This is a genomic window from Eubacterium sp. 1001713B170207_170306_E7, assembly GCF_015547515.1.
GTDB lineage: Bacteria > Bacillota > Clostridia > Eubacteriales > Eubacteriaceae > Eubacterium.
The window spans coordinates 146,656-172,917 of record NZ_JADMVE010000002.1 but is presented as its reverse complement, the minus strand read 5'-3'; the positions used below and the strand labels follow the sequence as shown (position 1 = coordinate 172,917).

Here is a 26,262-nt window from a genome sequence, read left to right as displayed (position 1 = left end):
AGAAAAGAGCTATACTATGAAAAAAGATACCTTACTCAAAACAAACTGCTTTATCTGCGTCATCATCATCCTGGGCTTTATCGCCGTCGCGGTTGTGAGCTACCGCTCCAACAACGGCATTTTCAAAAAAGACGTGGAGCAGATCTCATCGCTGACCTCTGAGGGCATCTACCACAACATCGACTCGATTTTCGCCAAGCCCATCAATATCTCCCTGACCATGGCCAACGACAGCCTGCTCAAGGACTTTCTGGCTCAGGAAACCGAAAAGACCGGCGACGATGCCTTTGTGCAGACCATGCGCGACTACCTGAGCGCCTACCAGCAGACCTACCAGTACGACTCGGTCTTTCTGGTCTCAACCAAGACCAACCATTACTACCACTTCGACGGCGTCGACCGGACCCTGGCCCCGGACAATCCGGAAAACGTCTGGTACTACAGCTTTTTAAACGGACCGGACGACTGCTCCCCCAACGTCGATAACGACGAGGCCGCCCAGAACGAGGTCACGGTGTTTATCAACGGCAAGATCAAGGACGCGGACGGCCAGGTCATGGGCGTGGTGGGCGTTGGCTTCAAGGTCAACTATTTACAGGCAATCTTTGGAGAATACGAGAACGACTACGCCGTCAAGGCCTTTCTGGTCGATTCCGCCGGCACCATCCAGCTCTCGACCGACCAGACCGGCTACGAGGCCGTCAACCTGTTTTCCCAGGACGGCTACGGCGGCCTGCGGGACGACCTCGCCCTGGACAGCCAGAGCGAACGGAATTTCTGGTACAATTCGCCCACGCGGGAGGGATACATTGTCTCCCGCTACATTCCCAACATGAACTGGACCCTCATCATCGACAATAACATCACCCCGCTCCGGTCCCAGATGCGTCTCCAGCTGGTGGTCGGCATGCTGGTGGTGCTGCTGGTCATCGGCCTGGTGCTCCTCCTCACCACCCGCATCATCCGCCGCTACAACGCCCGGATCGTCAGCCTGACCCTGGAGCGGGAAAAGAAGCACACCGCCATCTTTAAAGAGGAAACCCAGAAAATCTACGAAAACATCTACGAGATCGACATCACCCATGACCGCGCCGCCAGCGACGCCACCCAGGATTACTTTGAGAGCCTGGGCGTCCCGAGGGATACCGCCTCCTACGCCACAGCCCTCACCATCATTGCCGAAAAGCAGATCAAGGCCGAATACCGCGAGGGCTACCTGTCCACCTTCGGGCCCGAGCAGGTGCTGAGAGCCTACCATGACGGCCTCGAAAAGCTGCGTTATGAGCTCATGATCACCAAGGACGGCGGAAAAAGCTATTACTGGATGCGCATCACCGCCCAGATTTTCCTTTGGGAGGAAGACCAGTCTGTGCGCATGTTTGTGTACCGGCAGAACATCGACGACGAAAAGCAGCACGAAAAATACATGTCCGACAAGATGAAGCGCGACGCCCTCACCGGCCTCTATAATAAGGTCGCGGCCCAGGAGCAGGTCAGCCAGTGGCTGACCGGGCACCCGGACGCCGCCGGTGCCCTCTTCATTGTGGATATTGACGACTTCAAGCAGGTCAACGATACCTTTGGCCACGCCATCGGCGACGTGGTGATCTCCCGCTTCGCCGAGGCCCTGAAAGCCCAGTTCCGCCCCGGCGACGTGGTCGGGCGCATCGGCGGCGACGAGTTCCTGGTCTTTATTCCGGCCGCCACGGGCAGCATGGTCCGGAAAAAGGCCGAGGCGCTGGTGTCTGCCCTCCGGTTTCAGCACCAGGACGGCGACAAAACCGTGCCGGTTTCCGCCAGCATCGGCGTGGCCCTGTGCCCCGAAGCCGGACAGGATTTCTACACCCTCTATAAAAACGCCGACGTGGCCCTCTATGAGGCCAAGGCAAAGGGAAAAAACCGCTGTCAACTGTATCAGTAAACACACTAATAAAAGCAGGAGCGAATTTTCACCTCCTGCTTTTTTTATATTATAATTGAAAAAAATATTACGGCATGATATAATGATTAAAATTTCTGATGGATACAAGGAGACGAAAATGAAAAAACTGATATCCTGCTTACTCACAGCCCTGCTGCTTTTGGGCGCCATGCCGCCCGTCAGCGCCCAGGGACAGGCCCCGGCAGACTATGCCGAGGGAGAGGCCATTGTCTGCCTGAAGCCGGAAAGCCTGCGCCGCGATATGGCGTCGCCGCTGCTCTCGGATATGGACCTGCTCATGGACCTGAATACCACGCCCAAAGCTGAAAACGCTGACAGCAGAGATTACCAGGCCTCAGCGGCAGGCGCCGCCATTGCCCTGGTGCGGTCCGAAACGCTTTCCACCAACGCGCTGATCGACGCGCTGGAAAGCAGCGGCACGGTGCTCTACGCCGAGCCAAACTATTCGTTCAGCGTGTCCGAAGCTCCGGCGGCCACGGCCATCGAGGAGTACCTGGATATGACCCCCTACCAGTGGGCTTATAAAAACACCGGTACCCTGGGCGGCGCCGCGGGCATGGATATGGGCATTGAGGGCTGGAATGAGACCCCGGAAGCCAGCGGCGCAGAAACCGTCGTCGCGGTGCTGGACACCGGAATCGACTATACCCATCCCGATCTGGCCGCCAGCATGTGGACAAGGCCGGCGGGCATGGACATCGGCGGCGGAACCTACGGCTACAACGCCGCAGGCACCAACACCGCGGGCGATCCCTACGATGAGACCGACCCCATGGACGACATGAGCCACGGCACCCACTGCGCCGGGATCATCGCCGCGGGCTGGAACGGCCACGGTACCAGCGGCGCGTCGGCCAAAACACGGCTGATGGCCGTGAAATCCGGCAACGACGCCGGGGCTTTTTCCTCGGCCAGTATCCTGAAGGGCTTTGGCTATATCCAGTCCGCCTGCCGGGCCGGGGTCAAGGTGGCTGCGGTCAATAACTCCTGGGGCGGCCAGTACAGCGGCATCGCCCTCAACGAGGCCATCACGGCCCTGGGCGAGCTGGGCGTGGTGAGCGTGTTCGCCTCAGGCAACGAGACCACCAACTGCGATGAAAACAGCACCACCGTCTGGGGGCTTAAGAGCAACCCCTACGTCATTGCCGTCAATGCCCTGGACAACCGCGGCAAAATGGCCTATTTCAGCAACTACGGGGCCCGAAGCACCGACATCGCCGCCCCGGGCGTCAACATTCTGTCCACCTACCCCATGTCCATGGCGCGCTATAAAACCCGCCTGGCAGACGACAACGCCCTCTACAACGGCTTTGAGGTCCAGGAGACCCCAAGCTTCCACTTTGAGCCGCTCTACCCGGACCAGACCACCGAGGTCGTGCGGGACAGCTATGCCCGGGATGGGGTGTCCAGCCTCAGGCTGGGGACCACCACCGTGGCCGTGGGCGATAAAACCCTCGACGTGGCCGGTATCAAAAGTGAGCCTGAGGACCTTTCAGGCCTTGGCCAGAAGCCGGCTTACCTGTCCGTCCCGGCCTTTACCGATATTCCGGCAGGCCATTCGCCGGACGCGGTGATCCTGGCTGTCAGCGCCTCTGTTCAGAGCACCACTGGCGAGTTCGTGCCCCTGTACAACGCGGCGCAGCCCGACCAGCCCCTGGCCCAGGACATGGCCGGCCTCTGGACCGACAACACCTTTATTCTGCCTGAAAACACCGACTGGGCAAACTTTACAATTCAGGTTGAGGTCAATGTCCTTGACATGGCCAGCCCGGAAAACCCCGTCACCCTGCCCGCCCTTGTTTACCTGGACGCCATCGGCGCCGGAAGCCAGAGCGTGCCCTACGCGGACAGCTCCGGCACCTCCATGGCCGCTCCGGCCGTCACCGGTGAGGTCGCCCTTCTGGCGGCCCGCTACCCTGAGGATTCCGCTGCCAAACGGGCCGCACGGGTCATCGGCAGCGCCGAGCCCTCCACAAACCTGAGCGGCACCTCGGTTTCCGGCGGCTATGCCAGCCTGAAGAACACCGCCAGCCCCGCCCCGGTGCTCAACCGTGCCCTGCCGGGTGAGTCCGAAAACGAGCTGGTCATCGACGGGTACTTTTTTGGCAGCCAGCCCGGCACCGTCACCATTGAAAACACCCCGGTCACCGCGGAGGATATTCTCGAATGGCGCGACACGTTGCTGCGCATCCGGCTGCCCCAGGGCTTTGCCGGCGGCGAGAAAGCCGTGACGGTGACACAGGCGCACGCTGCCGGGGGCCTCTCCGGCCACCAGGTCTTTGAGCTGTTTGACAGCGGCCTCTTTTACGAGAACAGCCTGCCCCTGCCAGATGTCAAAGACCAGCATGACTTTTACACCATGACCGGCCAGAGCCTGACCGCCCTGAACGGAAAGCTGTACTACCTGGGCGTCACGAGTGATTCCCAGCAGAACCTGGTCTGGCGTTACGATCTCCAGTCCAAAACCTGGGAAAAGCTGTCGACCCAAAACAGCGGCGCTTTTATCCTGTCCGATTCAACCTGCACCTGGAACGGCAAGCTGGTGACCACAGCGCTGCGCAGTGACAACAACCATTTCTGTCTGGCCCTTTATACGCCCGAAACCAACCGCTGGGAGCTCTTTGAGCACGACGCCCTCAATCCCCTGCTGAGCCCGGTCATCGCCTGCAGCGGCGACACCCTTGTGCTGGCGGGCGGCATGGACTTCAGCAGCCTGACCGACACCCTGCCGGCCAGCACGGTCAGCGCGCTCAGAAGCCCGGCGGCCCAGAGCCCCGAAGCCCTTATCCAGCGCGTGAATGAAACCATCGGCGGTACCAGTGTGGACGCTGCCGGCATTGATTTTGACAAGCTGTTCACCCGCAACATCTACAGCATCCGTCCCGATAAAGGACAGTTTAAAAAAACCGGGACCCTGGAAAGCGGACGTGCCTTTGGCAAAGCGGCCTACAGCGAGGATGGCACCGTCTACCTGACCGGTGGCTTTACCTGGGATAAGACCGCCCAGAACATGGTGACCAACACGACCCTCGAGGCCCTGAATAACGGAGCCGCGACGGTTCTGCGTCAGGATATTATGCCGCCGGCCGGCACCGATAAGCCCGTGTACACCGCCGGCACAGTCAAGGACGGTGTCCTGCTGGCCGGCGCCCAGGGAAAGGTCGACCAAAAGCTTTACGACACCTGGAAGCTGAGCTTTTCAGGCACCCAAGGCTTTATCCCCGCCCCCAAGCGCATGGCCGGGGATCTGGTACTCGAGCTGGCCGGCACAGCCTACAACGGGCAGTTCTATGTGCTCGGCAGCTCGCCGACCACACAGAATGAGATGATCTTCCGCTCCACCGCGGTGGAAACCATCCCCCAGGCCGGAGAAAACCCCATTCCCACAGACAACCCCGCCCCGGACAGCCCGACACCTGAAGCGCCGGCTCCGTCAAACGCCGGCACCGGTATCCTATCCAGTCAGGGCCCCGCAGCCGCGTGCGCCATCCTGCTGGCCCTGCTCCTGTCCGCCGCCCTGATCCAGAAAAAACGCGCCCGTTAAGCCGTCTAATCCACTAAAAAAGCCTGCCCCATAACCGGGCAGGCTTAAACTTTAAAAACCCGCGAGGGACGGAGCCTTTTACCTAAGCAAGAAAAAGTCGTCCTGCGGGCACTGCCCATCCGCTTATATTTTCTTCACTAAAGTTTATCCCCTCTCTCACTCATGTCCGGCTGTCCCCGTAAACCAGCTCGATTCCTGGCCGTTAACAACAGCGCCGGGTCATTTTTTCTTGTCTGGATAAAAGGTGCAGTCCCGCCCTGTGCCACTTTTCCGAGGGACGGAGCCTTTTACCTAAGCAAGAAAAAGTCGGCCTGTGGGCACTGCCATCCGCTTATATCTTCTTCACTAAAGTTTATCCCCTCTCTCACTCATGTCCGGCTGTCCCGGTAAACCGGCTCGATTCCTGGCCGTTAACAATAGCGCCGGGTCACTTTTTCTTGTCTGGATAAAAGGCGCAGTCCCGCCCTGTGCCACTTTTCCGACATAAAAAAGCCTGCCCCTATAACCGGGCAGGCTTTTTACTATTTCAGCTCTGTGTAGTCTTTTAAGAAAGTGTCGATGGCGGCCTTGATCTTTTCACAGCCGCCCACCTCGTCAGATTCGATGTTCAGCGGGATAATGGGGTCGTGGAGAGACATGCGCATCAGGCACCAGCCATTGCCGGCGTCCTGGCCGCAGTTGACGCGGATCCCCTCAAAGTTGGGCTCCACAATGCTCCAGCCAGGCTGGTCCTCGGCAAACTGTCGGAAGCCGTCCAGCACTTCCTGGCCGTAGGCCTTAAAGTCCTCAGCCCCGATCTTGAACCGGTATTCCTTCGCCTCCGCGGGCTCCTTCAAGTCTTTCAGGAAAACCGATAAGGGCTTGCCTGCCTTGTGCAGCTGGGCAAACTTGATGAGCGCCATGGTGACCAGGTAAGCGCCGTCGTCCAGGAAGTAGTTTTCCCGGATGGCCCCGTGGCCGCTGGTTTCCATGGCCAGGTGGGTTTCCACGCCGTGCTCGTTCAGGCGGACTGCCTCGTTGATGACATTCTTGTAGCCGCGCTTAAAGCGGTGGTGGTGCCCGCCAAGGCCCTCGATGTACTCGGTGAGGCCCGTGGAGGTCACGGAGTCGGTCACGATGGTGCTGCCGGGATATTGTTCCAGCAGCATGCTGGCAATAAACGCGATAAAGCCGTTGCGGTTGATGGCGTCGCCCTTTTCGTCGATGACCGCAGAGCGGTCCACGTCGGTGTCAAAGATAATGCCCATGTCGGCCTGGTTGTCGACCACAGCTTTCCGGATCGCGTCGATGGCGTCCGGATCCTCCGGATTGGGGATATGGTTGGGGAAGTGGCCGTCCGGCTCCAGAAACTGGCTGCCCCGGGTGTCCGCGCCCAGCGGCGCCAGCACACCCTCCGCGAAAAAGCCGCCTGCGCCGTTGCCCGCGTCCACGATGATGCGTGCACCCGACAGGGGTGTTTCCTCCCTGGTGGCCTCGCGGATGATCTGCACGATATTGGCCGCGTATTTCGGAATAAAGGCGTAGTCCTCACGCCTGCCGCCAACAGCGAACTCCGTGACGATGGTCTCTGCCTGCTCCAGAATCTCGGCGATGTCTTCCTTGTTCAGGCCGCCGTCCCTGGTAAAGAGCTTGATGCCGTTGCGGTTAAAGGGCAGGTGGCTGGCCGTGATCATGACCGCGCCGTCACAGTCCATCTCCGGGTCCAGGGTGGTCATGAACATGGCTGGTGTGGTGGCGATGCCGCAGTCGTACACATGGCCGCCGTCCGAAACCAGCCCCAGGCAGACTGCCTGGGCCAGGTTCGGGCCGGTCAGGCGGCTGTCCCGCCCTACCGCCACGCTCAGGCTGTCCTTTCCGGTTCTGGCCTTCAGCCATTTACTGAAAGAATAGGCGATCTTCATGGCCATGTCCTGCGTCAGGGTGATGTGCTCGTCCTCGACCCCTTCCATGGCAATCCCGCGGATATCCGAGCCGTTCTGAAGCTTGGTAATGTTTTGTATTTCCATAATTCCCTCCGTTTTATGTGTTAAGAACTGGTTGCTTTGTTTTTCTAAACGATCCTCTAAGACCGCCGGCTGATTTCGTCAGTCTACGATGGGCTTTCCGTCCGCGTCCACCTGGTTGGTGGCCAGGGTGGCGCACATGACGGCCTTGATGGTGTGCATGCGGTTCTCGGCTTCGTCAAAAACCTTTGAGGCCGGGCTTCTGAACACCTCGTCGGTGACCTCCTGCTCGGTCAGGCCAAAGCGCTCGTGCACGTCCTTTGCCACATCAGTGTTCAGGTCGTGGAAGGAGGGCAGGCAGTGCAGGAAGATGGCGTCCGGGTTGCCGGTGGCTTTCATCATCTCGGCGTTGACCTGATAGGGCTTTAAGAGCTCGATACGCTCAGCCATCTGATCCTCCTCGCCCATGGAGACCCATACGTCGGTGTAGATGGCGTCCGCGCCCTTAACGCCCTCCTGAATGTCGTCGGTCAGGGTGATGCTGCCGCCGGTTTCCTCACAGATAGCGCGCATTTCTTCGACCAGAGCTTCTTCCGGAAACAGCACCTTTGGCGCGACAGCCACAAAGTGCATGCCCAGCTTGGCGCAGCCGATCATCAGGGAGTTGCCCATGTTGTTGCGGGCGTCACCCACATAAACCAGGCGGCGGCCCGCCAGCCCGCCGAAGTTTTCCTGAATGGTGAGCATATCGGCCAGAATCTGGGTCGGGTGGTAGGTGTCGGTCAGGCCGTTCCAGACCGGCACGCCGGAGAACTCGGCCAGAGCCTCCACGGTTTCCTGCTTAAAGCCGCGGAACTCGATGCCGTCGTAAAAGCGGCCCAGCACTTTGGCGGTGTCCTCGATGGATTCCTTTTTGCCCATCTGGCTGTTGGTCAGAAAGGTGACGCAGGCGCCCTCGTCAAACCCGGCGACCTCAAAGGCGCAGCGGGTACGGGTAGATGTTTTCTCAAACAGCAGCACAATGTTCTTTCCGGCCAGCAGCCGGCCCGCGCGGCCTTCTTTTTTCTTCTTTTTCAGCGCGGCCGCGTAGTCTAACAAAAAGTTTATTTCTTCTGGCGTAAAATCCTTGAGTGTCAGGAAATTACGGCCTTTTAAATTGATCCCCATCGGAATTCCTCCTCATTTTCGTATCATTTGATTTTATTTTACCCTAATCCCTGTTTTTAAGCAATGTTTTATCGTTTGCAGGTGTTTAGGGCCGGACAGCGTCCTTTAATCCGGTAAAAAACAAACGTTTATGGTAAAAACATTGTTCTGAATGATTCATTATACTATAATAAATTATATATTGCTTTAGAGTAAATATCATTAAAATCAAAAAAAGGAGAAACAAAATGAAAGGAAAGAATTATTTAAAGGTCACAGGCATTCTGCTGGTCATCGGGGGCCTGCTCGGCGTTGTGAGCTACGGACTGCTCTCACTGCTGATGGGCGTTGCTGCTTTTGATCAGGGAAGCGGCGCTGGCGCCATTTCTGTGACCGCCATCGCGGTCATGTACCTCATCGCCTCCATTATCCAGCTGATCGCGGGCGTAATGGGGATTAAGAACTGTAACAAAGCAGGCAAAGCGGACGGATGCTTTAAAATTGGTATTGTTGTCTTAATTATTTCCATCCTGGCCGCCATCGTGAACATGGCCGGAGCGGGCTTTACCGCCTCCGCAGTGTTCTACGCCCTGCTCGGCCTGGTGGTCCCGGGCCTGTACATTTACGGCGCGAAGCTGAACCGGGATTCCCTGCCCATGTCCTAATCTGTTTTCCTCCCGGATTAAAAAAACCCGCTGCGGCGCACGCCACAGGGGGTTTTTTCATTGTTTAGCTGCGTTTTTTAAGGACCAGTACGGACCCGCCGGCCAGCACCGCCAACAGCAGCAGGGACATGCCTGCGCCTGCGGGTGTGCCGGTCACCGGGTTAGCGGCGGCGGCGCCCGTGTTAGTACCCGTAGTGGTACTGGTGGTGTCTCCGCCGGCGCCGCTCTGGGTCAGCGTGATTTTCACCAGCCCGCTGCTGCTCGCGATATGGGCTTTTTCCTGGCCATCCCGGTTGTAGAATGCGCGCACGTAGTAAGTGCCCGCCGCGGGAGTCTGGGCGGTGTTTTTTCCCTCTGCATCGCTGTAAGCTTCAAAGCTCAGCAGGCCGCTGTCCTGGTCAACCTTGAGGATCCGGCCGTCCTTATCCCTGACGGTGGTGGCTTTTTGCAGGTCTTTTTCCAGGCCCTGGGTATCCGACACGTCGTAGCTGTCCCTCAGGGCTGAAGCCTTGATCTCGGTGGTGGTGGGCATCATCAGGGTATAGGTGTACGAGACGCGGGTGCCCCGGAGGTCCTCAGCCTCATGGGCGGCGTTCGGGGTGAAGGCCACACTCAGGCTGTAGGTTCCCGGCTCGGTGGGCGCCTGCTCCAGCCGCCTGTCATCCTCGGTGCTGTAATACTCCAGGCTGATCTCGTCCTTGTCCCAGGCGATGTTCTGATAGCCGTCCGGGTCCAGGTAGGTCACGAGGACGGCCCGGTCCTTTGCCAGCAGAGCCTGCAGGGCGTCGTTGGACTCAAAGTAATTGGAACCCGGATCATTGCTCAGCCCGTCGATCCGGACACTGGTAGCCACCCCGCCGATGGTAAAGGAGCTGCTGGTGACCGCATCATAGTAGAAACCGCTGGTATCTTCGACAGTGACCTGAACGGTCTTGCCGATATCCGCCTTGGTCAGCTCCAGGGTATCGCCGTTGACGGCGGCGGCTGTCCCGTCTTTATCGGTGAGGGTCCAGGTGTAGCTCAGCTTCAGCAGAGCGGCGTCAATGCCCTCTGCGGATTTGAACTCCGCGGACACACTGCCCTGGGAGACGGAAATCTCAGATGGGAAGCTCACGAAAGCGCCTTTCAGCTCAGCTCTTGTGATGATGAAGGCGGCTGCGTCTGAGCTGCCGCGGGTGAGTGTCTGGGTATCGCGGTTTTCCTCGCCGGCGTAGCTCACGTTGAGCGAGTAATCCCCCGGAATAGTCGGCGGCGTCTCAAGCACATCCGAATAGTGGGTGTAGGTCGTGGTCAGCTTGTCGGCAGCCGGTGTAACCACCTTGCCGTCCTCGTCCGTCACTGTGATGGTAACCTTGCCGAGCCCGCCCTCGGCCTGGGGGTCTCTGCCGGTGTAAGGGTAATTATTATGCTCGACCCTGACCGACACATTGGTGTTTGTCACGCTGGCGGTTTCCAGCCTGCCGTTCTTCAGATAGGGCGTGTAGGTTTGTGCGTCCCTATTCCCCTCCAGCTGATAACAAAAGCAGTTGGCCGCCTCCGGACTCAGCGCGCCCGATACCGCCTCGGCCAACACGGCCGGGTTGTCAAATATTAAAGGATAGGCCGCGTAAACCCTGCTGACCACGCTGCTGCTGAAATCCTCAGCGAGTATGATGGGGTTTTTTGCCAGCATGATGTACGCAATATCGGTTTTCCCAGACAGGGTAAACTGGGCGGTAAGTACGATGTTTAACAGGTTATCGACCGACGAGTCGCTGATCCGCAGATCCGTACCGTGGTTTTCAATCGTGCCGACCGACGAGCCGTGTATCTGCACGTTCGGGCTGCAGTTCGCAATGGCAAATACCTGGCAGCCGTCAAAAGAAGCGGCGTTCTCATCCAAAATACCCACAATTGGCAGGGCCGCGCCCGTGGCTTTCAGGGCTGCGTTGTCCGAAATGCCCACAACCGCCGGATTCTCCTTGTCTGATGTCTCGGTGATCACCGCGCCGGTCACGTTCAGGCTGGCGTCATTTTTCACGTTAATATCGCAGTTTTCAACGGTGACGCCGGCTTTCAGGTTTAAGACACTGTTGTTCCAGACATTAATAACCCCTCCTCCGATCTCTTCCGGGGCTGCCAGTGTAATATTATGGCCGCCGCCGTCAACCGTCAGCTGGTTATCCTCCATGATGGTAAACAAACTCCGCGACGCCGTCTCCAGGCTTTGTCTGACCGTATAGTCGCCGCTTGCCGTCAGGGTCACCTTGCCATGAACCACAATGGTATTCTCTACCACCGCGTCCCCGGTCAGGGTAATGGTGGCGGTCTGCCCGGCTGTTATGGCAGCAAAGGCTTCCTCCAGGGTATCGTAGGTGACCTCCGCGCCCGCCTGTCGGCTCTGGGCCCCGGTGGCCACAGCGCACACCGGCGTTCCCGCCGCCTGAGCCTCTTCGCTCTCCGGCGTGGCTGCCGCTGCCGGGGCTTCGGACTCGTCGGCTCCTTTTAAAGCGTCCTCCACACTCTGTGCCAGGGCGCTGTCCGCGTTTGGCACAGCGGAATCAGCCGTTCGCGCGGCTGGTACCGCTTCCGTATTCTGGCTGGCCGCCGGCTCCTCCGCCGCCGCGGCAGGGGCTGCTTCCGCAAGGGCCGGAACGCTTGAGCAGACCAGCGCCGCCGGAATAACCACTGCGGACAGGATACGTCGCAAACGCTCTCTGAATTTCTTTTTCATCTTTACCTCCCATATCTTTCCCTTATTCAGGAAAAGCTTTATGAATTTTATTCTATTTTAACATGCCTGTTAAAAATAATAATTCAAGAAAGCTTCAAGAATTTCAGACACAAAAAAGAGGACGGCTCCATACGTCCTCTTTATGTGTCAAAAAGCCTCGAGAGACAAAGCCTTTTACCTTAAGGAAGAAAAAAGCGGCCTGCGGGCACTGCCCCCACACCTGTCTCTTCTTCTCTAAAGCTGATGCTTGCTCTCTCCAGTGTCCGGCTGTTCCGGTTACGTGGCACGATTCATGGCCGTTTACCGCAGCGCATGGACCTTTTTTCTTATCTGGATAAAAGGCGCAGTCTCGGCCTCGCCTCTTCTTTGCCAAGTTAGGAGAACGCTTTATACGTCCTCTTAATGCGTCAAAAAGCCTCGAGAGACGAAGCCTTTTACCTAAGGAAGAAAAAAGCGGCCTGCGGGCTCTGCCCCCACACCTGTCTCTTCATCTCTAAAGCTGATGCTTGCTCTCTCCAGTGTCCGGCTGTTCCGGAAACACGGCACGATTCATGGCCGTTTACCGCAGCGCCTGGACCTTTTTTCTTATCTGGATAAAAGGCGCAGTCTTGGCCGCGCCTCTTCTTTGCCAGGTTAGGAGAACGCTTCATACGTCCTCTTTAAAAACGCTATTGCGCGTCATCCACCTTTAAGGCGTGAAAAATGTTGGAGGTGTCCACGGTCTGGGACAGGTCCAATGTCACGCTGACGCGGGCCCCAACCTGATAATTCTGGCTGTTGACCTCCGCGTTCATGGTTTCAAAGGTAATCTCTGTGTTATCGTCTGTGGTCAGATCCAGGGTGTTCATGGAGGCTGACGCGATCACACCCGTGATCACCGACCGGTCGCCGGTATTCAGCTCGGAATCGCTCACACTCAGCACCACCACGGTTTCATAAGCCTGAAGGTCGCCGGTATAGGTAACAGTGACCTCATTGCCGGTCAGAATACCGTTGGCGTAGCTGTGCTGGGCATCGGTCACGTTCAGCGGATAATCTGCGCCGTTGGCAAAAATAACCAGCTCGCCGTCCGCGTAGCTCACCACATAGCCGGTGAGGGTCTTGACCTCAGGCGCTGGTGTGGGCTCTGGCGTGGGCTCCGGTGTTGGGTCGGGCGCTGGTTCTGGTGTCGGTTCCGGCGTGGGTTCCGGTGTCGGTGCCGCTGTGGGGTCGGGGGCTGGCGCTGATGTCGGGGCGGGCGTCGGCTTTGGCGTCGGCTGCGCGCTCGGCTGGGCCGGCTGGCTCGGGCTCGGCTGCGGCTGGGCCGGAGCGGGCTGACTTGGACTGGCAGGCTGTGTGGTCGTCAGATACTGGGAATAGACAAAGGCGTCCTTTCCGTTGTAGTTGACTCTGGACCAGCCGTTATCGCACACGCCGGTGCGGGTGAGCTCATTGCCTGGGGCCAGGTCGCCCAGCACGTTGGAATCCGTGGTGTAGGATTCCCGCACGTGTACGGTGTCGGTCGCCCATACCTTTTCGTCCGCAGCCTTGATCGCTACCTTGTCCGGCTCCTGGGCTTTCTTGATGTTCTCGTCATTGTCCACAATCTCGAGCACCTTAACGCCGGCGGCATCGTTTCCGTTCAGCTCGCCCACGTATTTCACCTGCACCCAATTGCCATTTTCAATGCCGTTCTTGTAAACCTGCCGGGCTCCGGCGGTGGTAAAGGTATACTCCGTCCCATCCGGCTCCTTAAGGGTCAGCGAATGCTGGGTCAGGTTCATAACGGTTCCCACCAGGGTCTGCTCCTTCGGGGCCGGGGAGCCGTTGTCCTTGATTTCGGTCACTGTAACGCCGCTGGTGTCGGTGCCGTCAATGGTTCCGTCGTACAGGATGGTGATGCTGTCGCCGGACAGCATGTTCTTACAGCTTACGGTCGCCTTTGAAAGGTCAAAGCTCAGCTCTGTCTGGTCGCCGCGGGTCATCACCAGGGTGCCGCTGGCATAGCTTTTGAGAACACCGTCCACACTACCCTCACTGGCCGTTTCCGTCGTCTTGTCCGACTGCGCGCAGGCCGTAAAGGATACCGCTAAAAGCACGCCCAGCAGGATGCTGATAATTTTCTTCTTTTTCACTCTTTATCTCTCCTTGTTTACAATCCTCCCTCCATACCTGTCCCTATTATATAACAGATAATGCTTTATGACTACCGGTTTCACAAAAGAAAAAACCGCAGTAACTGATATCTGCGGTTTTTACTGATTTTTACCATTTATTACGGTTAAGGGGCATGGTCATGCACCTCGGGCCCCCGCGGCCACGCACCAGCTCGGAGGCCTCGATGCTGATCACGTCGATGCCGTTCTGGGCCAGCACCTCGTTGGAGCGCTCGTTGCGGCCATAGGCTACGATGACCCCCGGCGCGATGGCCAGGGTATTGGTGCTGTCGTTCCACTGCTCTCTGGCAGCGGCCACCGGGTTGCCCCCGCCGCTCTCGATCAGCTTAATGCCCGTCAGCCCCAGAGCGCGTTTCAGGGCGTCGTTCAAGCTGTCAATATGCTCGTAACGCAGGTGCCCTCCGCTGCCCCGGCGGATCATCACAGTTTCCACACGGTCCAGAATGCCGGGATACACGGTAAACTTGTCGTAGTCCACCATGGTAAAGACCGTGTCCAGATGCATGAAAGCCCGGTCCTTTGGAATCTTGACCGCCAGCACGCCCTCAAGCTCGGGCTTGTCCTCAAACAGGCGTTTCGCCAGCTCCTCAACGCCCTGCACCTGGGTGCGCTCACTGCAGCCCACCGCCACCACGGTGGGGCTCAGGATCAGGATATCGCCGCCCTCCACGGAAAAGAACTTGTCGTACTCGTAATAGGTCTTTCCACCGCAGGAGGCGAACAGGGGGTGGTTTTTATAGATGTAGTGCATATACAGGCTTTCCCGCTTGCGCACCTCGGTGGCCATGGAGCTGATGCTCATGCCGTCGCCGATGGTGACCGCCGGGTCGCGCATAAAATACAGGTTGGGCAGCGGGTTCATGTAAAAGGCGTAGGGCTCGGACTCGTTAATGTAGTCCGAGAGCACCCGCTCCCGCTCTACGTGGTCCAGCTCCTTCTGGAGCACCCCGGCGATCAGCGATTCTGCCAGCTTGCAGTCCTCCATGGAAAGCAGGTATTCCTGCAAAAAGCCGTCGATGTAGTTGCCCGAGGAGGGGTTCTGCTCGATGACATCGTGCACCAGGCACCTGCGCACCTCCGCGTCTGCCAGAATATCGGTCAGCAGCTGCTCCACGTAATACACATGGATGCCGCGCCCGGTGAGCACCTTCGCAAAGGCGTCGTGCTCCTCCTGCATGCGCCGCAGCCAGGGGATATCCTCAAAAAGAACCTCCTTGAGCACGTTGGGCACAATGCGCTCGAGCTCCTTACCCGGCCGGTGTAAAAGGACCGCGTCCAGCTTTCCAATCTCCGACTGTATATTCAGTAGCTTTTCTTCCATTCACTTGTTCTCCAATCTTTATCTGGACGGCCCATGCCATCCGTCGTTCTGTCTCAAACTGCCTATTAAATGATTATACCCTTTTTGGCTTAAAGGTAGAATAAATAAAACGGCGCCCTCGCAGATGGATGTCATAAAATTTAACATCCGCCTGCGGGAGCGCCGTTTTCAGGCTTTCAGCTGCCAAAATTTGGCATCAAAAAAGAAGAATACGCGATTCTTCCCCTTCGTTTGAGTTTATGCGGGTTTAATCAAAATGTCAGTGGGATTCTTAGTAGCTAAAAGCGCCTTCGACTTCGTCTACTAATGCAATTTTAACGCTTTTTGTGAGAACATCGGAATATGAGAAGGATAATCTTTGAGTCGGCCGTTTATCTTCCTTTACGCTAACGGTAAAGATGCTTGGGTAAGTCCCTTCAATAACGCCTTCTTTTTGATAGAGCTTTTTCTTGCTCTTATGGGCTTCCAGTTTTACTCTTTTTCCACGATAGTTTTCAACCTCACGCTTGACGTCCATAATTGTCGCTTTTTGTTTCTGCATGAACTTCACCTCGTTTGTGGATTTACATCTTAGTCATTATAACACGATTCTTCCAAAAAGTAAAGTATAATTATAGCAGTCTTAATTATCATTGTCAATATGTAAATGCACTTTTTATTTTCAAAATGTTTCTCGTTTACATTCGCTTCTATATGTTGTGTAATGGTTTTACAATTTAACCGGATATAGAAATCCCCCGGAGCCCATCCCGCGCCTTTTACCGCAAATATTTTTATGCATATTTTTCATCTTACGCGCCAAAGGGATTTTCCGCTTTAGTTTAAAAACTATATTCCTATTTTTTGATTTTTGAACAAAATTTCATTTTCAGGTCAACTTTACTTGTAAAAAGATACTTTTTCATCTATAATAGAGGGTACAGGACACTTTTTGTTCACCGTCTAAGGCTTGAACAGACGGTCACCATGAAAAAACGCATTGGAGATAACGACAATGAACACAGATCACCGCTTATTACAGGCAATTGCCAAGCTCTATTACGAAGAGGGGCGGACCCAGTCCGAAATCGCCACCCAGTTCAGCATTTCGCGGCCCAAGGTGTCGCGAAAGCTGGCGGAAGCCCGGGAACGCGGCATCGTCAAGATTTTCATCGACGACGCCATCGACGAGATCAGCGAGATGGAGCAGCAGCTCTTAACTGCTTTCCACCTCAAGGGGGCCCGCGTGGCCTCTGTGCCCGAGGACGACGTGGAGCTGGCTATCCAGTTGACAGCCCGTCTGGGCGCACAGTTTCTTCCGACCTTTCTGGACCCGGGCGACCACATCGGCGTGAACTGGGGCTGGACCCTCTTTGAGCTCTCCAAGGAATTTCCGGCCTTTGCCCTGCCGGACTGCTCCCTGGTCCAGCTCTCCGGGGCGGTTGACAACGCCAACTGCCGCAGCTTCGCCCACGAGATCATCAGCAACCTGTCCCAGAAGCTGGGCGCGGAAAGCGCCTTCTGCCTGCCCTGCCCGGCGCTGGTGGAAAGCCCGATTATCCTCGATATCCTCCTGCACGATGCTAAGGTCCGCAGCCTGCTGGAACGGGTGGAGGACTGTAACAAGCTCTTTGTCAACATCGCGACCCCGGATGAGGATTCCTGCCTCTACCAGGCCGGCTACCTGAACGATGCGGACATTGCCCGGCTGAAAGACGTGGAGGCCGTTGGCAGTATCTGCAGCCGTTTCTTTGATAAAGACGGCAATATCTGTGATCCCGAGCTGGATAAGCGCACGGTCGGCGTCTCCCTGGACGCCATTAAAAACGCCGAGTGTGTGCTGGCCTGCATCGTCGGCAGCCAAAAGGCCAGAGCGGTTTACTATGCCCTGAAAGCCGGCTGGATCGACGTCCTGGTCACCGATTCCCTGACCGCTGCGCGGGTCATTGACCTGGCGCGGCGCGAGGGCGTGCTGTAAACAGAAAAGAACGGCTCCTTGGGGCCGTTCTTTTTTAATGCGCGCTCACCGCAGGGTTCCCTTTGAGCCCCAGTGGTCCAGCTCCAGAATATTGAAATAGATCTGGGCCTTACTGTATCCCAGCCGCCGCTCAAACACCTCGAACAGCGCTTCGGTATACTGGGTTAAAAAAGGCTTGGGCGTTTCCTGGTACAGGCGCGTCTCCATAAAGGCGCAGCCGGCGGGCTGGCCGCCGCGGTACAAATCGCAGCCATCGTGAATCTCAACCATGGCCCGGTCTCCGGGCTTATCTGGCAGCAGTGGAATAACGGCCGCGATTTCTGCGGCCAGCGCCTGCTTTTCCTCGCAGGTTATCTTCTTAGAAAGACTGATCTTAATATAGGGCATTTTTTCCTCCTTGTTCTCTATGATGGGCCATGAGCACGCCGCTCCCCAGCGGAATGCCCAGCTGGCCTGAAAGCACCTCGCACTTGGACCGGAACAAGTAAAAAATCTTCTCTGGGAAAGCCTCGCTGCCAAAATCGCTCTCGTAATTTGCCAGCCCCTTTGAGATAATCATATCCGCGGCCCGCAGGTTCTCAAGGGCGCTTTCCGACAGACAGGCGGCGTGAATGCCGATGGTATCGGACCCGGTGTCCAGAATCTCAGCCTCGCGGTCCAGCCCGGCCGTCAGGGCGTCCTGCCTCAAAGCGTCGTTGTAAATGGGGCCGCCTTTTACCAGTACGGTGGCCCTGACCCCGGGCAGGCCCTTTTTCTGCCGCCAGCGCTGTATTTCCTCCAGCAGCAGGCGGTCGAGCACAATCTCCCCCGCGTTGTCTGCCGCCAGCGTCAGGGTTCTGGCCACTGCCAGCCGCCGGGTGAAAAGCCCGAAGTCATCGATGGCAAAGGGCGCCTCCATGCTTTTTTCAAGGGCGCCGGCCACGTCAAAGTCATCGGCAAAGGACACGTCCACAATATTGCCGCTGGCAGCTGCCTTCAGGGCGCAGTACAGCGGGTTCTCCCCTGCTCTCACAGCCTCCCGCACAGCGGGCAGGAGGGCCAGCATCTGCGCGTTCTGGCTCTCTCTCGCGCCCTTTAGCGGGTCCGGGTCTCCCAGAGCCTCACAGAGAAGCCGAAACATACGCGAGCCGGAAATACCGGCGTGAATGTCAATGCTCTGGCCGCTCACCAGGGCCACTTCCTTTCTCAAAATGTCATTCTGCTGCTCGGCGGAAAGGCCAAACAGCTCAAACTGCCGCAGCAGAAACCCCAGCTGGCACCTTGCCAGACATAGAAAATGCATTGTGTGCTCCTTTCTGAGTAAAAAACCGGCTTTGGGAAAAGCCGGTTTCTCTTATACGTTATAGAGGGTTACGGTCCCGGGATTATCCCTGGAAGCCGTGTTTTTTGAGGAACTCGGTCCGGGCTTCCCAGGCCGGGAACAGCGCGTAAGGGATCGCCTTGTAGACCTCGTACAGGTCGGCGTAGATGCTTACGTTCTTCGCGATGGGCTCGTAGACGCGTTCCACCTTGCAGAAGGCCTCGGAGGCTTCCTGCCAGCTGCCGAAGTATCCGGCTGCCAGTGCCGCGTTCCAGGCGACGCCCTTGGCGCCGAACTCGGTGCCACCGGGCAGGCTGATGGGCGCGTTGCAGATGTCCGCGAAAATCTGGCACCATACCGGGCTCTTGGAGCCGCCGCCGGACAGGCGGATATCGCTCACCGGATAGGTGTAGGCGTCCAGGCAGTGCTTGTTGGCGAAAGCCATGCCCTCGTACACGGCGCGCTGCATGACGTGGCGGTCGCTGTGGAGGTTCAGCCCAAAGAAGTTACCTCTGGCGCTGGTATTGGTAAAGGGCGCGCGTTCTCCCGCCGCGTTCATATAAGGATGGTAGATGACGCCGTCACAGCCCGGGTTCACCTTGTCAATCACCTCGTCAAAGAGGGCGTAGACGCTGCGGCCTTCCTTTTCGGCCTGCAGCTTATCCGCACAGGTAAAATTGTTCACAAACCAGTCGCTGTTCGGCGTGCCGGTCAGCGGCGCGATGAGCTGCTGCCATTTACCCGGTATGTTGTGGATGGTCTGACAGCCCAGCATGGGGGAGTGGGCGAACTTCGGCATGGTCAGCATGATGACGCCAGAGGTGCCCAGAATAATATTGGCCTGTCCGTCGTCCACCGCGCCGACGCCGGCGCTGCAGCAGACAACATCCCAGCCAATGGAGGCCACCGGCGTGCCGGCTGCCAGCCCGGTCTGCTGCGCGGCCTTTTCGGTGACGTGGCCGCAGATTTCCCAGGGCTCCTGCAGGGGCAGGAATTTATCCTTCAGGTCGAGGATCCCCTCAAGCTCCATGACTTTGTCACTGTAGGTGCGGGTCTCATCGATCTGTGAGTAAAAATCTGTGGCGTTTGAGCCGAATTCGCCGGTCAGGTTGTAGCACATCCAGTTGGTATTCAGGCAGAAGTGGGCTGTCCGTTCCAGCACCTCGGGCTCATGCGCCTTCATCCAGGGCAGCAGAATGCCTACATCGCCGGTCATCAGCCAGTTGGCCGTCGCGCCAAAAATCTGCTCCATCTTGCCGCTCTCGATCCATTCCCGGGTCATGCCGGCGCAGCGGGCGTCGTTCCAGAGAATCCCCTTGCGGGCCGGACGGTTGTCCTGATCCAGGAAGCAGACACCCACACCCTTTCCGCCGAGCCCAATGGCCAGCACTTCCTTCTTGTCCACACCGCATTTTCCCATGAGGTCACTGATAACGCCGGCGACCTCCTTCCAGTCCACGTCCATGTCGAATTCCGACCAGCCAAAGTGCGGCTCCTCCACAGGGGTCGACCGCGAGGCGACGCAGATTTCATTCCCCTGCATATCAAACAAAGCGGCCTTTACCATCGATGTCCCCGAATCAATTCCAATGATATAACCAGTTTTCATCGTATTACTCTCCTATCTCTCTCCTGTAAAATCACTCAGCTTAAAGCTTGCCAGCTGCCTTCCAGGCCATGAAAGGCCTCTGGACATCCCAGGTACCGCCGTCGCAGGGCACATTGATCCCGGTGGTGTACTCGCAGAGATCCGACGCGAAGAACCAGCAGATCTTGGCGATCTGGTCCGGCGTGCCGAATTCGCGCATGGGGATCTGGTCCAGCTTGGCCTCAGGGCGTTCCTCAATGATGTGGTGCACCATGGGCGTATCGGTGACGGACGGCGCGTAGCCGTTCACACGGATGCCGTAGGGCGCGCACTCCGCTGCCAGCACACGGGTCAGGGCAAAGAGCCCGGCCTTGGTGGCGCTGTAAACCCCAAGTCCGAAATCCGGGAACTGCCCCAGAACGGAATGGGCGTTGATGATACTGCCGTGCCCCTGCTCCTTCATGATTTTAATGGCTGCCCGGCTGGTGTACACCGGCCCCCGGAGGTTGACGTCGATGAGCAGGCCGGTCACGTCGTCGGTGGCGTCCTCAACGCGCTCTCTGCGGAAAACGCCGGCGTTGTTGACCTGGACGTCCAGGCGGCCGCCAAAGTAATCACTGATCTTTTCATAGGCGGCGTTGACGCTCGCAGAGTCTGTGACATTGCACTCGACTGCGATGGCGTCAGCGCCATTAGCCTTGCATTCCCCGGCCACAGCGGCGGCTGTCTCCAGGTTCATGTCCAGTACGGCGGCATTGTAGCCGCGCTCGGTAAAGTAGAGTAAAATGGCCCGTCCTATCCCCTGGCCGCCGCCGGTGACGGCGATGACTGGTTTTTCGGACATGGTATTCTTTTGATGCTTCATCATATATCTCCTCTCAAATGGTCCCCTTAAAACATACTATTCATCAAAGCTGTCGAGTATCGCCAGGCTGGCCGACACGCCCAGACGGTCGGCGCCAGCTTCGATATTGGCCTTAGCATCCGCCCATACATGCATCCCCCCAGATGCTTTTACCTGCATGGTGTCTGGAATGTTGGCCTTCATCAGCGCTACATCGTGCGGGTTGGCGCCGCCAGTGCCAAAGCCTGTGGAGGTCTTGACAAAATCGGCCCCCGCCTTTGCGGCCATCTGGCAGGCGGTGATTTTTTCCGCATCGGTCAGGTAGCAGGTCTCAATGATCACCTTGACCAGGGTGCCGTCCGCGGCATCCACGACAGCCTTGATGTCTCTGTACACGGTATCCTGGTCACCCGCCTTCAAGGCGCCGACATTAATAACCATGTCCACCTCCCGGGCGCCGCCCGCGATGGCGTCCTTTGTCTCAAAGGCTTTGGTGCCCGGTGTGTTGGCCCCCAGCGGGAACCCGATCACTGTGCATACCTTCACCTCTGAGCCCTTTAACAGCTCTGCCGCCTGTCTTACATTGCAGGGATTCACGCAGACAGACGCTGCGCCGATTTCCCTGGCTTCCTCACAAATTTTCGCAATCTGCTCCGGTGTGGCCACCGCCTTGAGCAACGTGTGGTCCATCATACCGGCTAATTGTTTTTTATCCATACTATAACCTCGTTTCGTTATTCTAATCGGTCACTCAGACCAGCTGAAGCCTTTCAAGGCTGGTCCTGATCTTTTCCTTTTCGTCCTCACTCACCTCTGCCAGCGGCCTGCGCATATACCCCAGCGGCACACCCATCAGCCCGGCGGCGTACTTGTAGCCTGCCACAAAAGGCCCGGTCTTCAGGGCTTCCCGGATGAGCAGAATTTCATTCTGCGCGGCGCGCCCACCGGCAATGTCTCCTGCCTCCATGGCGTTTACCAGCTTCAGGACCGCCTTTGGAAAGACCGCGGATATCAGGGATACCACGCCGGCTCCGCCGAGCTGCATCACCGAAAAGGTGGTCGCATCGCTGCCGTTTAAAAATTCTATGGGGCAGTCCGGTCCGATGAGGCGCATGGTGTTCTGAATGTGCACAAAATCGATGGTACTCTCCTTGTAGAACCGCATATTGTCATTATGCCTGAAGATGGCCGCCACCGACGCCGGCGACAGCGTGTTCCCTGTCTGCGGCGCGTTGTAGATGCCCGCTGGCAGGGCCGTGGCGGAAGCGATGGCGTCAAAGTAGGCCACCAGCTCCTCCTGGGGAATGCTGTAAACGCAGGGCTGCTGGATACAGACCGCGTCCACGCCGGCGGCCTCATACCCCCTTAAAACCTGCATGGCCTCCGGGAGCGTCTGGCAGGCAAGGTTCCCCATTACCAGCGCCCGGCCCCCAGCCGCCTCCACCACTGCCCTGGTGGTCTCAACCAGCTCCTCTGCCGTAAGTGACAGGGATTCACTGGCGATCCCATTGGTAAACAGTGCTTTTATGCCGTTTTGAAGCTGATACGCCACCTCCCCCCTTAACAGAGGGTAATCCACCTGTCCGTCTTCTGTAAATGGCGTAATCAGTTCCGTCATTACACCTTTAAAAGACACGTTATCTGCCATATGCTTTTACTCCTTACTGAAATTTCTCTGAGCGCTCGGAATCCTGAACATGAATTGAACATAATTTTGAATTCAAAGTTTTATAATCATTTGTTCAACCTCATTATATAGCGTTCCAGTTCAAAAAGCAATAGCGGAAAACACGTTCAACGCTTTCTATACCTTTATTTTCATTGTTAAAAACTTTATTTTTCATATTTTTTATCAATATATAGCCGTATTATGTTGTTATATCATCTATATATTGTGCAACAGAATTATTTTGAAAAAATATTATACATTAAATTTATTTGAGAATATGTTCATTCTTAACCGGAAATTATACTATTAAAATTGTTTTATCTTTTTATTTTGTCTTTTAAGCCTCTATTTGAAAATATTATTGAAAAAAATTTCATTTTTATCGCAAAGAAGTTTGATGCATCACTGTATTATAGCATATTTCAGCCCTCGGGGCACTTCCCTTCCGCTGTCCTTAAGGTTCTGGGCCTTTATCCGGGCATAAAAAAAGAACCCGCGCAGCGGGTTCCTTTGAGTGTCAAAAATCCGAGAGACGAAGCCTTTTACCTAAGAAAGAAAAAGCGTCCTGCGGGCATTGTCTTTACACCGATATCTTCTTCATTAATGTTGATGCTTTATCTCTCCAGTGTCCGGCTATTGCGGTAAAGTGGCACGATACTTGGTCGTTTACCGCAGCGCCTGGACCTTTTTTCTTATCTGGATAAAAGGCGCAGTCTCGGACCGTACCTCTTCCTATCCTCATTTCTATTCTTCTTCCTTCAGCTCGTCCTGCTTCTTCTCATTAAAGATCTCATACATCTGGTCGCCGTATTTCAGGGCGTCGATGGCGCGCAGAGGATTCTTGATCCAGATGGCGTCGTCGTACTGCATGAGCTTTTCGGGGTCGGTAAAGCCCCAGGTGCAGAGAACCGGCAGCATACCGGCGTTTTTAGCGGTCTCGTAATCCACGGAGCTGTCCCCCATATAGATGCAGTCCTCCGGGGCCACGCCCATTTTAGCCGCGACCTCCAGGGTCTGTGTCGGGTCTGGCTTTCGGGGCTTATCGTCGTTCTGGCCCACCACGTCCACAAACTCGCCGATGTCAAACAGGGCGTCCACAATGGTCTTGGCCGCACCGTCAGGCTTGTTGGTGCACACGGCAAAGGGGATCTTGTGCACATGGAGGTAACGCAGCAAATCCTTGATGCCGTCATAGGGTACGGTCTTATGGGTATAGCGTTTGGCGTATTCGGCCTTCATCAGCGCGACCCCTTCGTCCACCAGGTTTTCGTCCTTGGCCATCTCAGGGGTTACAGCGCGTTTGATCAGGTTTCTTAAGCCCCGGCCGATCAGATTCTTGCCCTCCTGGTAGGTTTTCAGCTCCAGCCCGTAGTGAAGCATTACCTGGTTGCACGCGTCGATCAGGTCTTCGAGGGAATTGATTAGGGTCCCGTCTAAATCAAAGATAATTCCGCTGTAGCGGGGTTTGAACAGTTCTTTCGCAGTTGTCATGATGATTCGCCTCCGAATTTTTTTACCCCGAAAGGGTTCCGGGGTTTTAGGTTACTCCTATTATAACATAAATATATTCTAATTTTTACTATTCTTTATAGAAGTTACAGGGTATAATATATGTAAATATACTTTTTTAACAACTGGAGGTATCATTATGTCATTTCGCACCGATCACTACGCGGCACTGGCTAAAACGCTGATGGCCAAGATGAAAAAACGCCACTTTGAAGCGCACTACTGCGCAACCAAAAAAGAAGCGCTGCTCCTGGCGCTCTCATTCATCCCCGACGGCGCGGCGGTGACGCACGGCGGCTGCATGACCATTGAGGAAATCGGCCTGGTTGACGCGGTTAAGCAGGGGGTTTACAACTATATTGACCGCAGTATTGCCACCACACCGGACGAAAAACGCGAGGCCATTGCCAAGGGCATGATGGCCCATACCTTTCTGATGAGCGCCAACGCCATCAGCCGCGACGGCGAGCTTGTCAATATCGACGGCTTCGGCAACCGGATCGCGCTGCTGGCCTACGGGCCGGACCAGGTCATTGTGATGGCCGGAATGAACAAGGTGGCCGGAAGCCTTGAAAGCGCGATCGACCGTGCCCGCAACGAAGCGGCGCCCATCAACTGTGTGCGCCTGAACCGCCAGACGCCCTGCCTGACCACTGGTGTCTGCGGCGACTGCCACAGCGCGGACTGCATCTGCAGCAATATCGTCATCACCCGCAACAACCCCATTCCAGGGCGTATTAAGGTTATTTTGATCGGCGAGGCGTGCGGTTATTAATATTGCACCAAAAAATAAACTTGACAATAATTTGCGGGTAGCGTACAATGAATCCAATCAATTTGTAAACAGGAGTAATCTCATGGTAACTTTAACAGCTTTAAACAGTGTTAAAAAAATGAATACCTTTTTTAGCAGCTTTAGCTTTTTTAGCTTTAGCTTCTTTTGGTGTCCAAAATTTAGTTGCCACGAGCGAACAGCCTGATCGGATTGTACTCACCATATGATCAATCAAGGGTCTGTCTCTGGTAACAGAGGCAGACCCTTTTTCGATTTTTAAGCACCAAACAAAAATTACAGAAACGAGGAAAAACAAATGACACCCTTCAACGATCCCGAAATGGAAGAATTAATGAAAATCAAGGAACCCTACAAAAAGGCCAACCGCAAGTATAAGGCCGAGGACACCATCATCAACATCGGTGATATTCACTTCGGTGAAGGCAACTTCCACGTTTTCTCCGGTCCCTGTTCGGTCGAGAGCAAGGAACAGATCACCGAGGTGGCAAACCGTGTAAAGGCCGCTGGCGCTACCGTCCTGCGCGGCGGGGCCTTCAAGCCCAGAACCTCCCCCTACGCTTTCCAGGGCATGGCGGCTGACGGTATTGAGCTGATGCTGGAGGCCAAACGCGAAACCGGGCTGCCCATTGTCTCCGAAATCATGAACATTGCGCTGCTGGATCTTTTCGCCGATGTGGACATTCTCCAGGTCGGGGCGCGCAACATGCAGAACTTCGATTTACTCAAGGCTCTGGGCCGTAGTAAAAAGCCCATTCTCCTAAAGCGCGGGCTGGCCAACACCATCGAGGAGCTTTTGATGAGCGCGGAATACATCATGGCCGGCGGCAATAACAACATCATCCTGTGCGAACGCGGTATCCGTACCTTTGAGACCGCCACCCGCAACACCCTAGACATCTCCGCTGTGCCAGTGCTGAAAAAGCTGACCCACCTGCCTGTGATCGTGGACCCGAGCCACGGCTGCGGCAAAGCCGAGCTGGTTGAGCCCATGTCTCTGGCCGCTCTGGCCGCCGGTGCTGACGGCCTCATCATCGAAGTCCACAATGATCCGGCCAACGCCCTGTGCGATGGTCCCCAGTCCTTAACACCGGATCAGTTCGACACGTTGATGGCCGACAAGATCAAGCCGATGTCGGAGCTCATGGGCAAAAAGCTTGGCGCCTGATCCG

At 56.4% G+C, this 26,262-nt stretch carries 19 protein-coding genes; 6 read left to right on the top strand and 13 right to left on the bottom strand.

The genetic code is table 11. The annotated features are described in order from the left end of the window. Positions 1 to 16 precede the first annotated feature (16 nt). Both I2B62_RS06150 and I2B62_RS06145 read left to right on the top strand, forming a co-directional pair. On the top strand, positions 17 to 1,921 hold the full coding sequence (locus tag I2B62_RS06150) for a sensor domain-containing diguanylate cyclase (protein ID WP_195268115.1): 1,905 nt from the start codon (positions 17 to 19) through the stop codon (positions 1,919 to 1,921). Between the two features lie 118 nt (positions 1,922 to 2,039). After that, positions 2,040 to 5,486, top strand: coding sequence for a S8 family serine peptidase (locus tag I2B62_RS06145; protein WP_195268114.1), 3,447 nt, complete (start codon positions 2,040 to 2,042; stop codon positions 5,484 to 5,486). Between the two features lie 521 nt (positions 5,487 to 6,007). Here the strand turns inward: I2B62_RS06145 and I2B62_RS06140 are convergent. Then, positions 6,008 to 7,492: a phosphomannomutase/phosphoglucomutase gene (locus I2B62_RS06140; RefSeq protein WP_195268113.1), complete on the bottom strand. Its 1,485-nt coding sequence runs from the start codon at positions 7,490 to 7,492 to the stop codon at positions 6,008 to 6,010. Positions 7,493 to 7,570: 78 nt separating this feature from the next. After that, positions 7,571 to 8,596: an ornithine carbamoyltransferase gene (argF, locus tag I2B62_RS06135; RefSeq protein WP_195268112.1), complete on the bottom strand. Its 1,026-nt coding sequence runs from the start codon at positions 8,594 to 8,596 to the stop codon at positions 7,571 to 7,573. A 227-nt stretch (positions 8,597 to 8,823) separates the two neighbouring features. Here argF and I2B62_RS06130 point away from each other — a divergent pair, with 227 nt between their 5' ends. Further along, positions 8,824 to 9,240, top strand: coding sequence for a hypothetical protein (locus tag I2B62_RS06130; protein WP_195268111.1), 417 nt, complete (start codon positions 8,824 to 8,826; stop codon positions 9,238 to 9,240). Positions 9,241 to 9,304: 64 nt separating this feature from the next. Here I2B62_RS06130 and I2B62_RS06125 read toward each other — a convergent pair whose 3' ends face one another. The 4 genes from I2B62_RS06125 to I2B62_RS06110 form a co-directional block, all read right to left on the bottom strand. Further along, the gene (locus I2B62_RS06125; protein WP_195268110.1) at positions 9,305 to 11,953 is read right to left on the bottom strand and encodes a hypothetical protein; all 2,649 of its coding nucleotides are present in this window, start codon (positions 11,951 to 11,953) and stop codon (positions 9,305 to 9,307) included. A gap of 668 nt (positions 11,954 to 12,621) precedes the next feature. After that, the gene (locus I2B62_RS06120; RefSeq protein ID WP_195268109.1) at positions 12,622 to 14,067 is read right to left on the bottom strand and encodes an SH3 domain-containing protein; all 1,446 of its coding nucleotides are present in this window, start codon (positions 14,065 to 14,067) and stop codon (positions 12,622 to 12,624) included. Between the two features lie 130 nt (positions 14,068 to 14,197). Then, positions 14,198 to 15,430 (bottom strand): arginine deiminase, encoded by a 1,233-nt coding sequence (locus I2B62_RS06115; RefSeq protein ID WP_195268108.1) that lies wholly within the window; start codon positions 15,428 to 15,430, stop codon positions 14,198 to 14,200. Positions 15,431 to 15,701: 271 nt separating this feature from the next. Then, complete coding sequence (locus tag I2B62_RS06110; protein ID WP_013378925.1) at positions 15,702 to 15,971, bottom strand: Veg family protein; 270 nt, start codon at positions 15,969 to 15,971, stop codon at positions 15,702 to 15,704. Positions 15,972 to 16,424: 453 nt separating this feature from the next. Here I2B62_RS06110 and I2B62_RS06105 point away from each other — a divergent pair, with 453 nt between their 5' ends. Continuing rightward, positions 16,425 to 17,387 (top strand): sugar-binding transcriptional regulator, encoded by a 963-nt coding sequence (locus I2B62_RS06105; RefSeq protein ID WP_195268107.1) that lies wholly within the window; start codon positions 16,425 to 16,427, stop codon positions 17,385 to 17,387. Positions 17,388 to 17,432: 45 nt separating this feature from the next. On the opposite strand, the gene I2B62_RS06100 is transcribed toward I2B62_RS06105, so the two are convergent. From I2B62_RS06100 to I2B62_RS06070, 7 genes are all read right to left on the bottom strand, one after another. Next, a complete protein-coding gene (locus tag I2B62_RS06100; RefSeq protein ID WP_195268106.1) occupies positions 17,433 to 17,774 on the bottom strand; it encodes a hypothetical protein in 342 nt (113 codons plus the stop codon). Next, positions 17,761 to 18,669, bottom strand: a complete 909-nt coding sequence (locus tag I2B62_RS06095) for an ARMT1-like domain-containing protein (protein WP_195268105.1) — start codon at positions 18,667 to 18,669, stop codon at positions 17,761 to 17,763. Before I2B62_RS06095 ends, I2B62_RS06100 begins: the two co-directional genes overlap by 14 nt. Positions 18,670 to 18,751: 82 nt before the next feature. Further along, entirely contained in the window at positions 18,752 to 20,296 is a 1,545-nt protein-coding gene (locus tag I2B62_RS06090) for an FGGY-family carbohydrate kinase (RefSeq protein WP_195268104.1), read from the bottom strand. Positions 20,297 to 20,336: 40 nt separating this feature from the next. Beyond that, positions 20,337 to 21,143: an SDR family oxidoreductase gene (locus I2B62_RS06085; RefSeq protein WP_207735959.1), complete on the bottom strand. Its 807-nt coding sequence runs from the start codon at positions 21,141 to 21,143 to the stop codon at positions 20,337 to 20,339. A 33-nt stretch (positions 21,144 to 21,176) separates the two neighbouring features. Continuing rightward, positions 21,177 to 21,836, bottom strand: a complete 660-nt coding sequence (gene deoC / locus I2B62_RS06080) for a deoxyribose-phosphate aldolase (protein WP_195268102.1) — start codon at positions 21,834 to 21,836, stop codon at positions 21,177 to 21,179. Between the two features lie 34 nt (positions 21,837 to 21,870). Further along, a complete protein-coding gene (locus I2B62_RS06075) occupies positions 21,871 to 22,767 on the bottom strand; it encodes a dihydrodipicolinate synthase family protein (RefSeq protein WP_195268101.1) in 897 nt (298 codons plus the stop codon). A 765-nt stretch (positions 22,768 to 23,532) separates the two neighbouring features. Then, positions 23,533 to 24,279 (bottom strand): HAD-IA family hydrolase, encoded by a 747-nt coding sequence (locus I2B62_RS06070; protein WP_195268100.1) that lies wholly within the window; start codon positions 24,277 to 24,279, stop codon positions 23,533 to 23,535. Positions 24,280 to 24,436: 157 nt separating this feature from the next. Between I2B62_RS06070 and I2B62_RS06065 the strand changes: the two genes are divergently transcribed. Then, the gene (locus tag I2B62_RS06065) at positions 24,437 to 25,072 is read left to right on the top strand and encodes a lactate utilization protein (protein ID WP_195268099.1); all 636 of its coding nucleotides are present in this window, start codon (positions 24,437 to 24,439) and stop codon (positions 25,070 to 25,072) included. Between the two features lie 316 nt (positions 25,073 to 25,388). After that, complete coding sequence (gene aroF, locus I2B62_RS06060) at positions 25,389 to 26,258, top strand: 3-deoxy-7-phosphoheptulonate synthase (protein ID WP_195268098.1); 870 nt, start codon at positions 25,389 to 25,391, stop codon at positions 26,256 to 26,258. Positions 26,259 to 26,262: the final 4 nt, after the last annotated feature.

Coding starts and splice junctions, on each gene's coding strand:
- deoC (WP_195268102.1), bottom strand. CDS start 21,836: ATGGATAAAAAACAATTAGCCGGTATGATGGACCACACGTTGCTCAAG.
- I2B62_RS06125 (WP_195268110.1), bottom strand. CDS start 11,953: ATGAAAAAGAAATTCAGAGAGCGTTTGCGACGTATCCTGTCCGCAGTG.
- I2B62_RS06100 (WP_195268106.1), bottom strand. CDS start 17,774: ATGCCCTATATTAAGATCAGTCTTTCTAAGAAGATAACCTGCGAGGAA.
- I2B62_RS06145 (WP_195268114.1), top strand. CDS start 2,040: ATGAAAAAACTGATATCCTGCTTACTCACAGCCCTGCTGCTTTTGGGC.
- I2B62_RS06130 (WP_195268111.1), top strand. CDS start 8,824: ATGAAAGGAAAGAATTATTTAAAGGTCACAGGCATTCTGCTGGTCATC.
- argF (WP_195268112.1), bottom strand. CDS start 8,596: ATGGGGATCAATTTAAAAGGCCGTAATTTCCTGACACTCAAGGATTTT.
- I2B62_RS06140 (WP_195268113.1), bottom strand. CDS start 7,492: ATGGAAATACAAAACATTACCAAGCTTCAGAACGGCTCGGATATCCGC.
- I2B62_RS06110 (WP_013378925.1), bottom strand. CDS start 15,971: ATGCAGAAACAAAAAGCGACAATTATGGACGTCAAGCGTGAGGTTGAA.
- aroF (WP_195268098.1), top strand. CDS start 25,389: ATGACACCCTTCAACGATCCCGAAATGGAAGAATTAATGAAAATCAAG.
- I2B62_RS06075 (WP_195268101.1), bottom strand. CDS start 22,767: ATGGCAGATAACGTGTCTTTTAAAGGTGTAATGACGGAACTGATTACG.
- I2B62_RS06070 (WP_195268100.1), bottom strand. CDS start 24,279: ATGACAACTGCGAAAGAACTGTTCAAACCCCGCTACAGCGGAATTATC.
- I2B62_RS06085 (WP_207735959.1), bottom strand. CDS start 21,143: ATGATGAAGCATCAAAAGAATACCATGTCCGAAAAACCAGTCATCGCC.
- I2B62_RS06095 (WP_195268105.1), bottom strand. CDS start 18,669: ATGCATTTTCTATGTCTGGCAAGGTGCCAGCTGGGGTTTCTGCTGCGG.
- I2B62_RS06065 (WP_195268099.1), top strand. CDS start 24,437: ATGTCATTTCGCACCGATCACTACGCGGCACTGGCTAAAACGCTGATG.
- I2B62_RS06150 (WP_195268115.1), top strand. CDS start 17: ATGAAAAAAGATACCTTACTCAAAACAAACTGCTTTATCTGCGTCATC.
- I2B62_RS06115 (WP_195268108.1), bottom strand. CDS start 15,430: ATGGAAGAAAAGCTACTGAATATACAGTCGGAGATTGGAAAGCTGGAC.
- I2B62_RS06090 (WP_195268104.1), bottom strand. CDS start 20,296: ATGAAAACTGGTTATATCATTGGAATTGATTCGGGGACATCGATGGTA.
- I2B62_RS06105 (WP_195268107.1), top strand. CDS start 16,425: ATGAACACAGATCACCGCTTATTACAGGCAATTGCCAAGCTCTATTAC.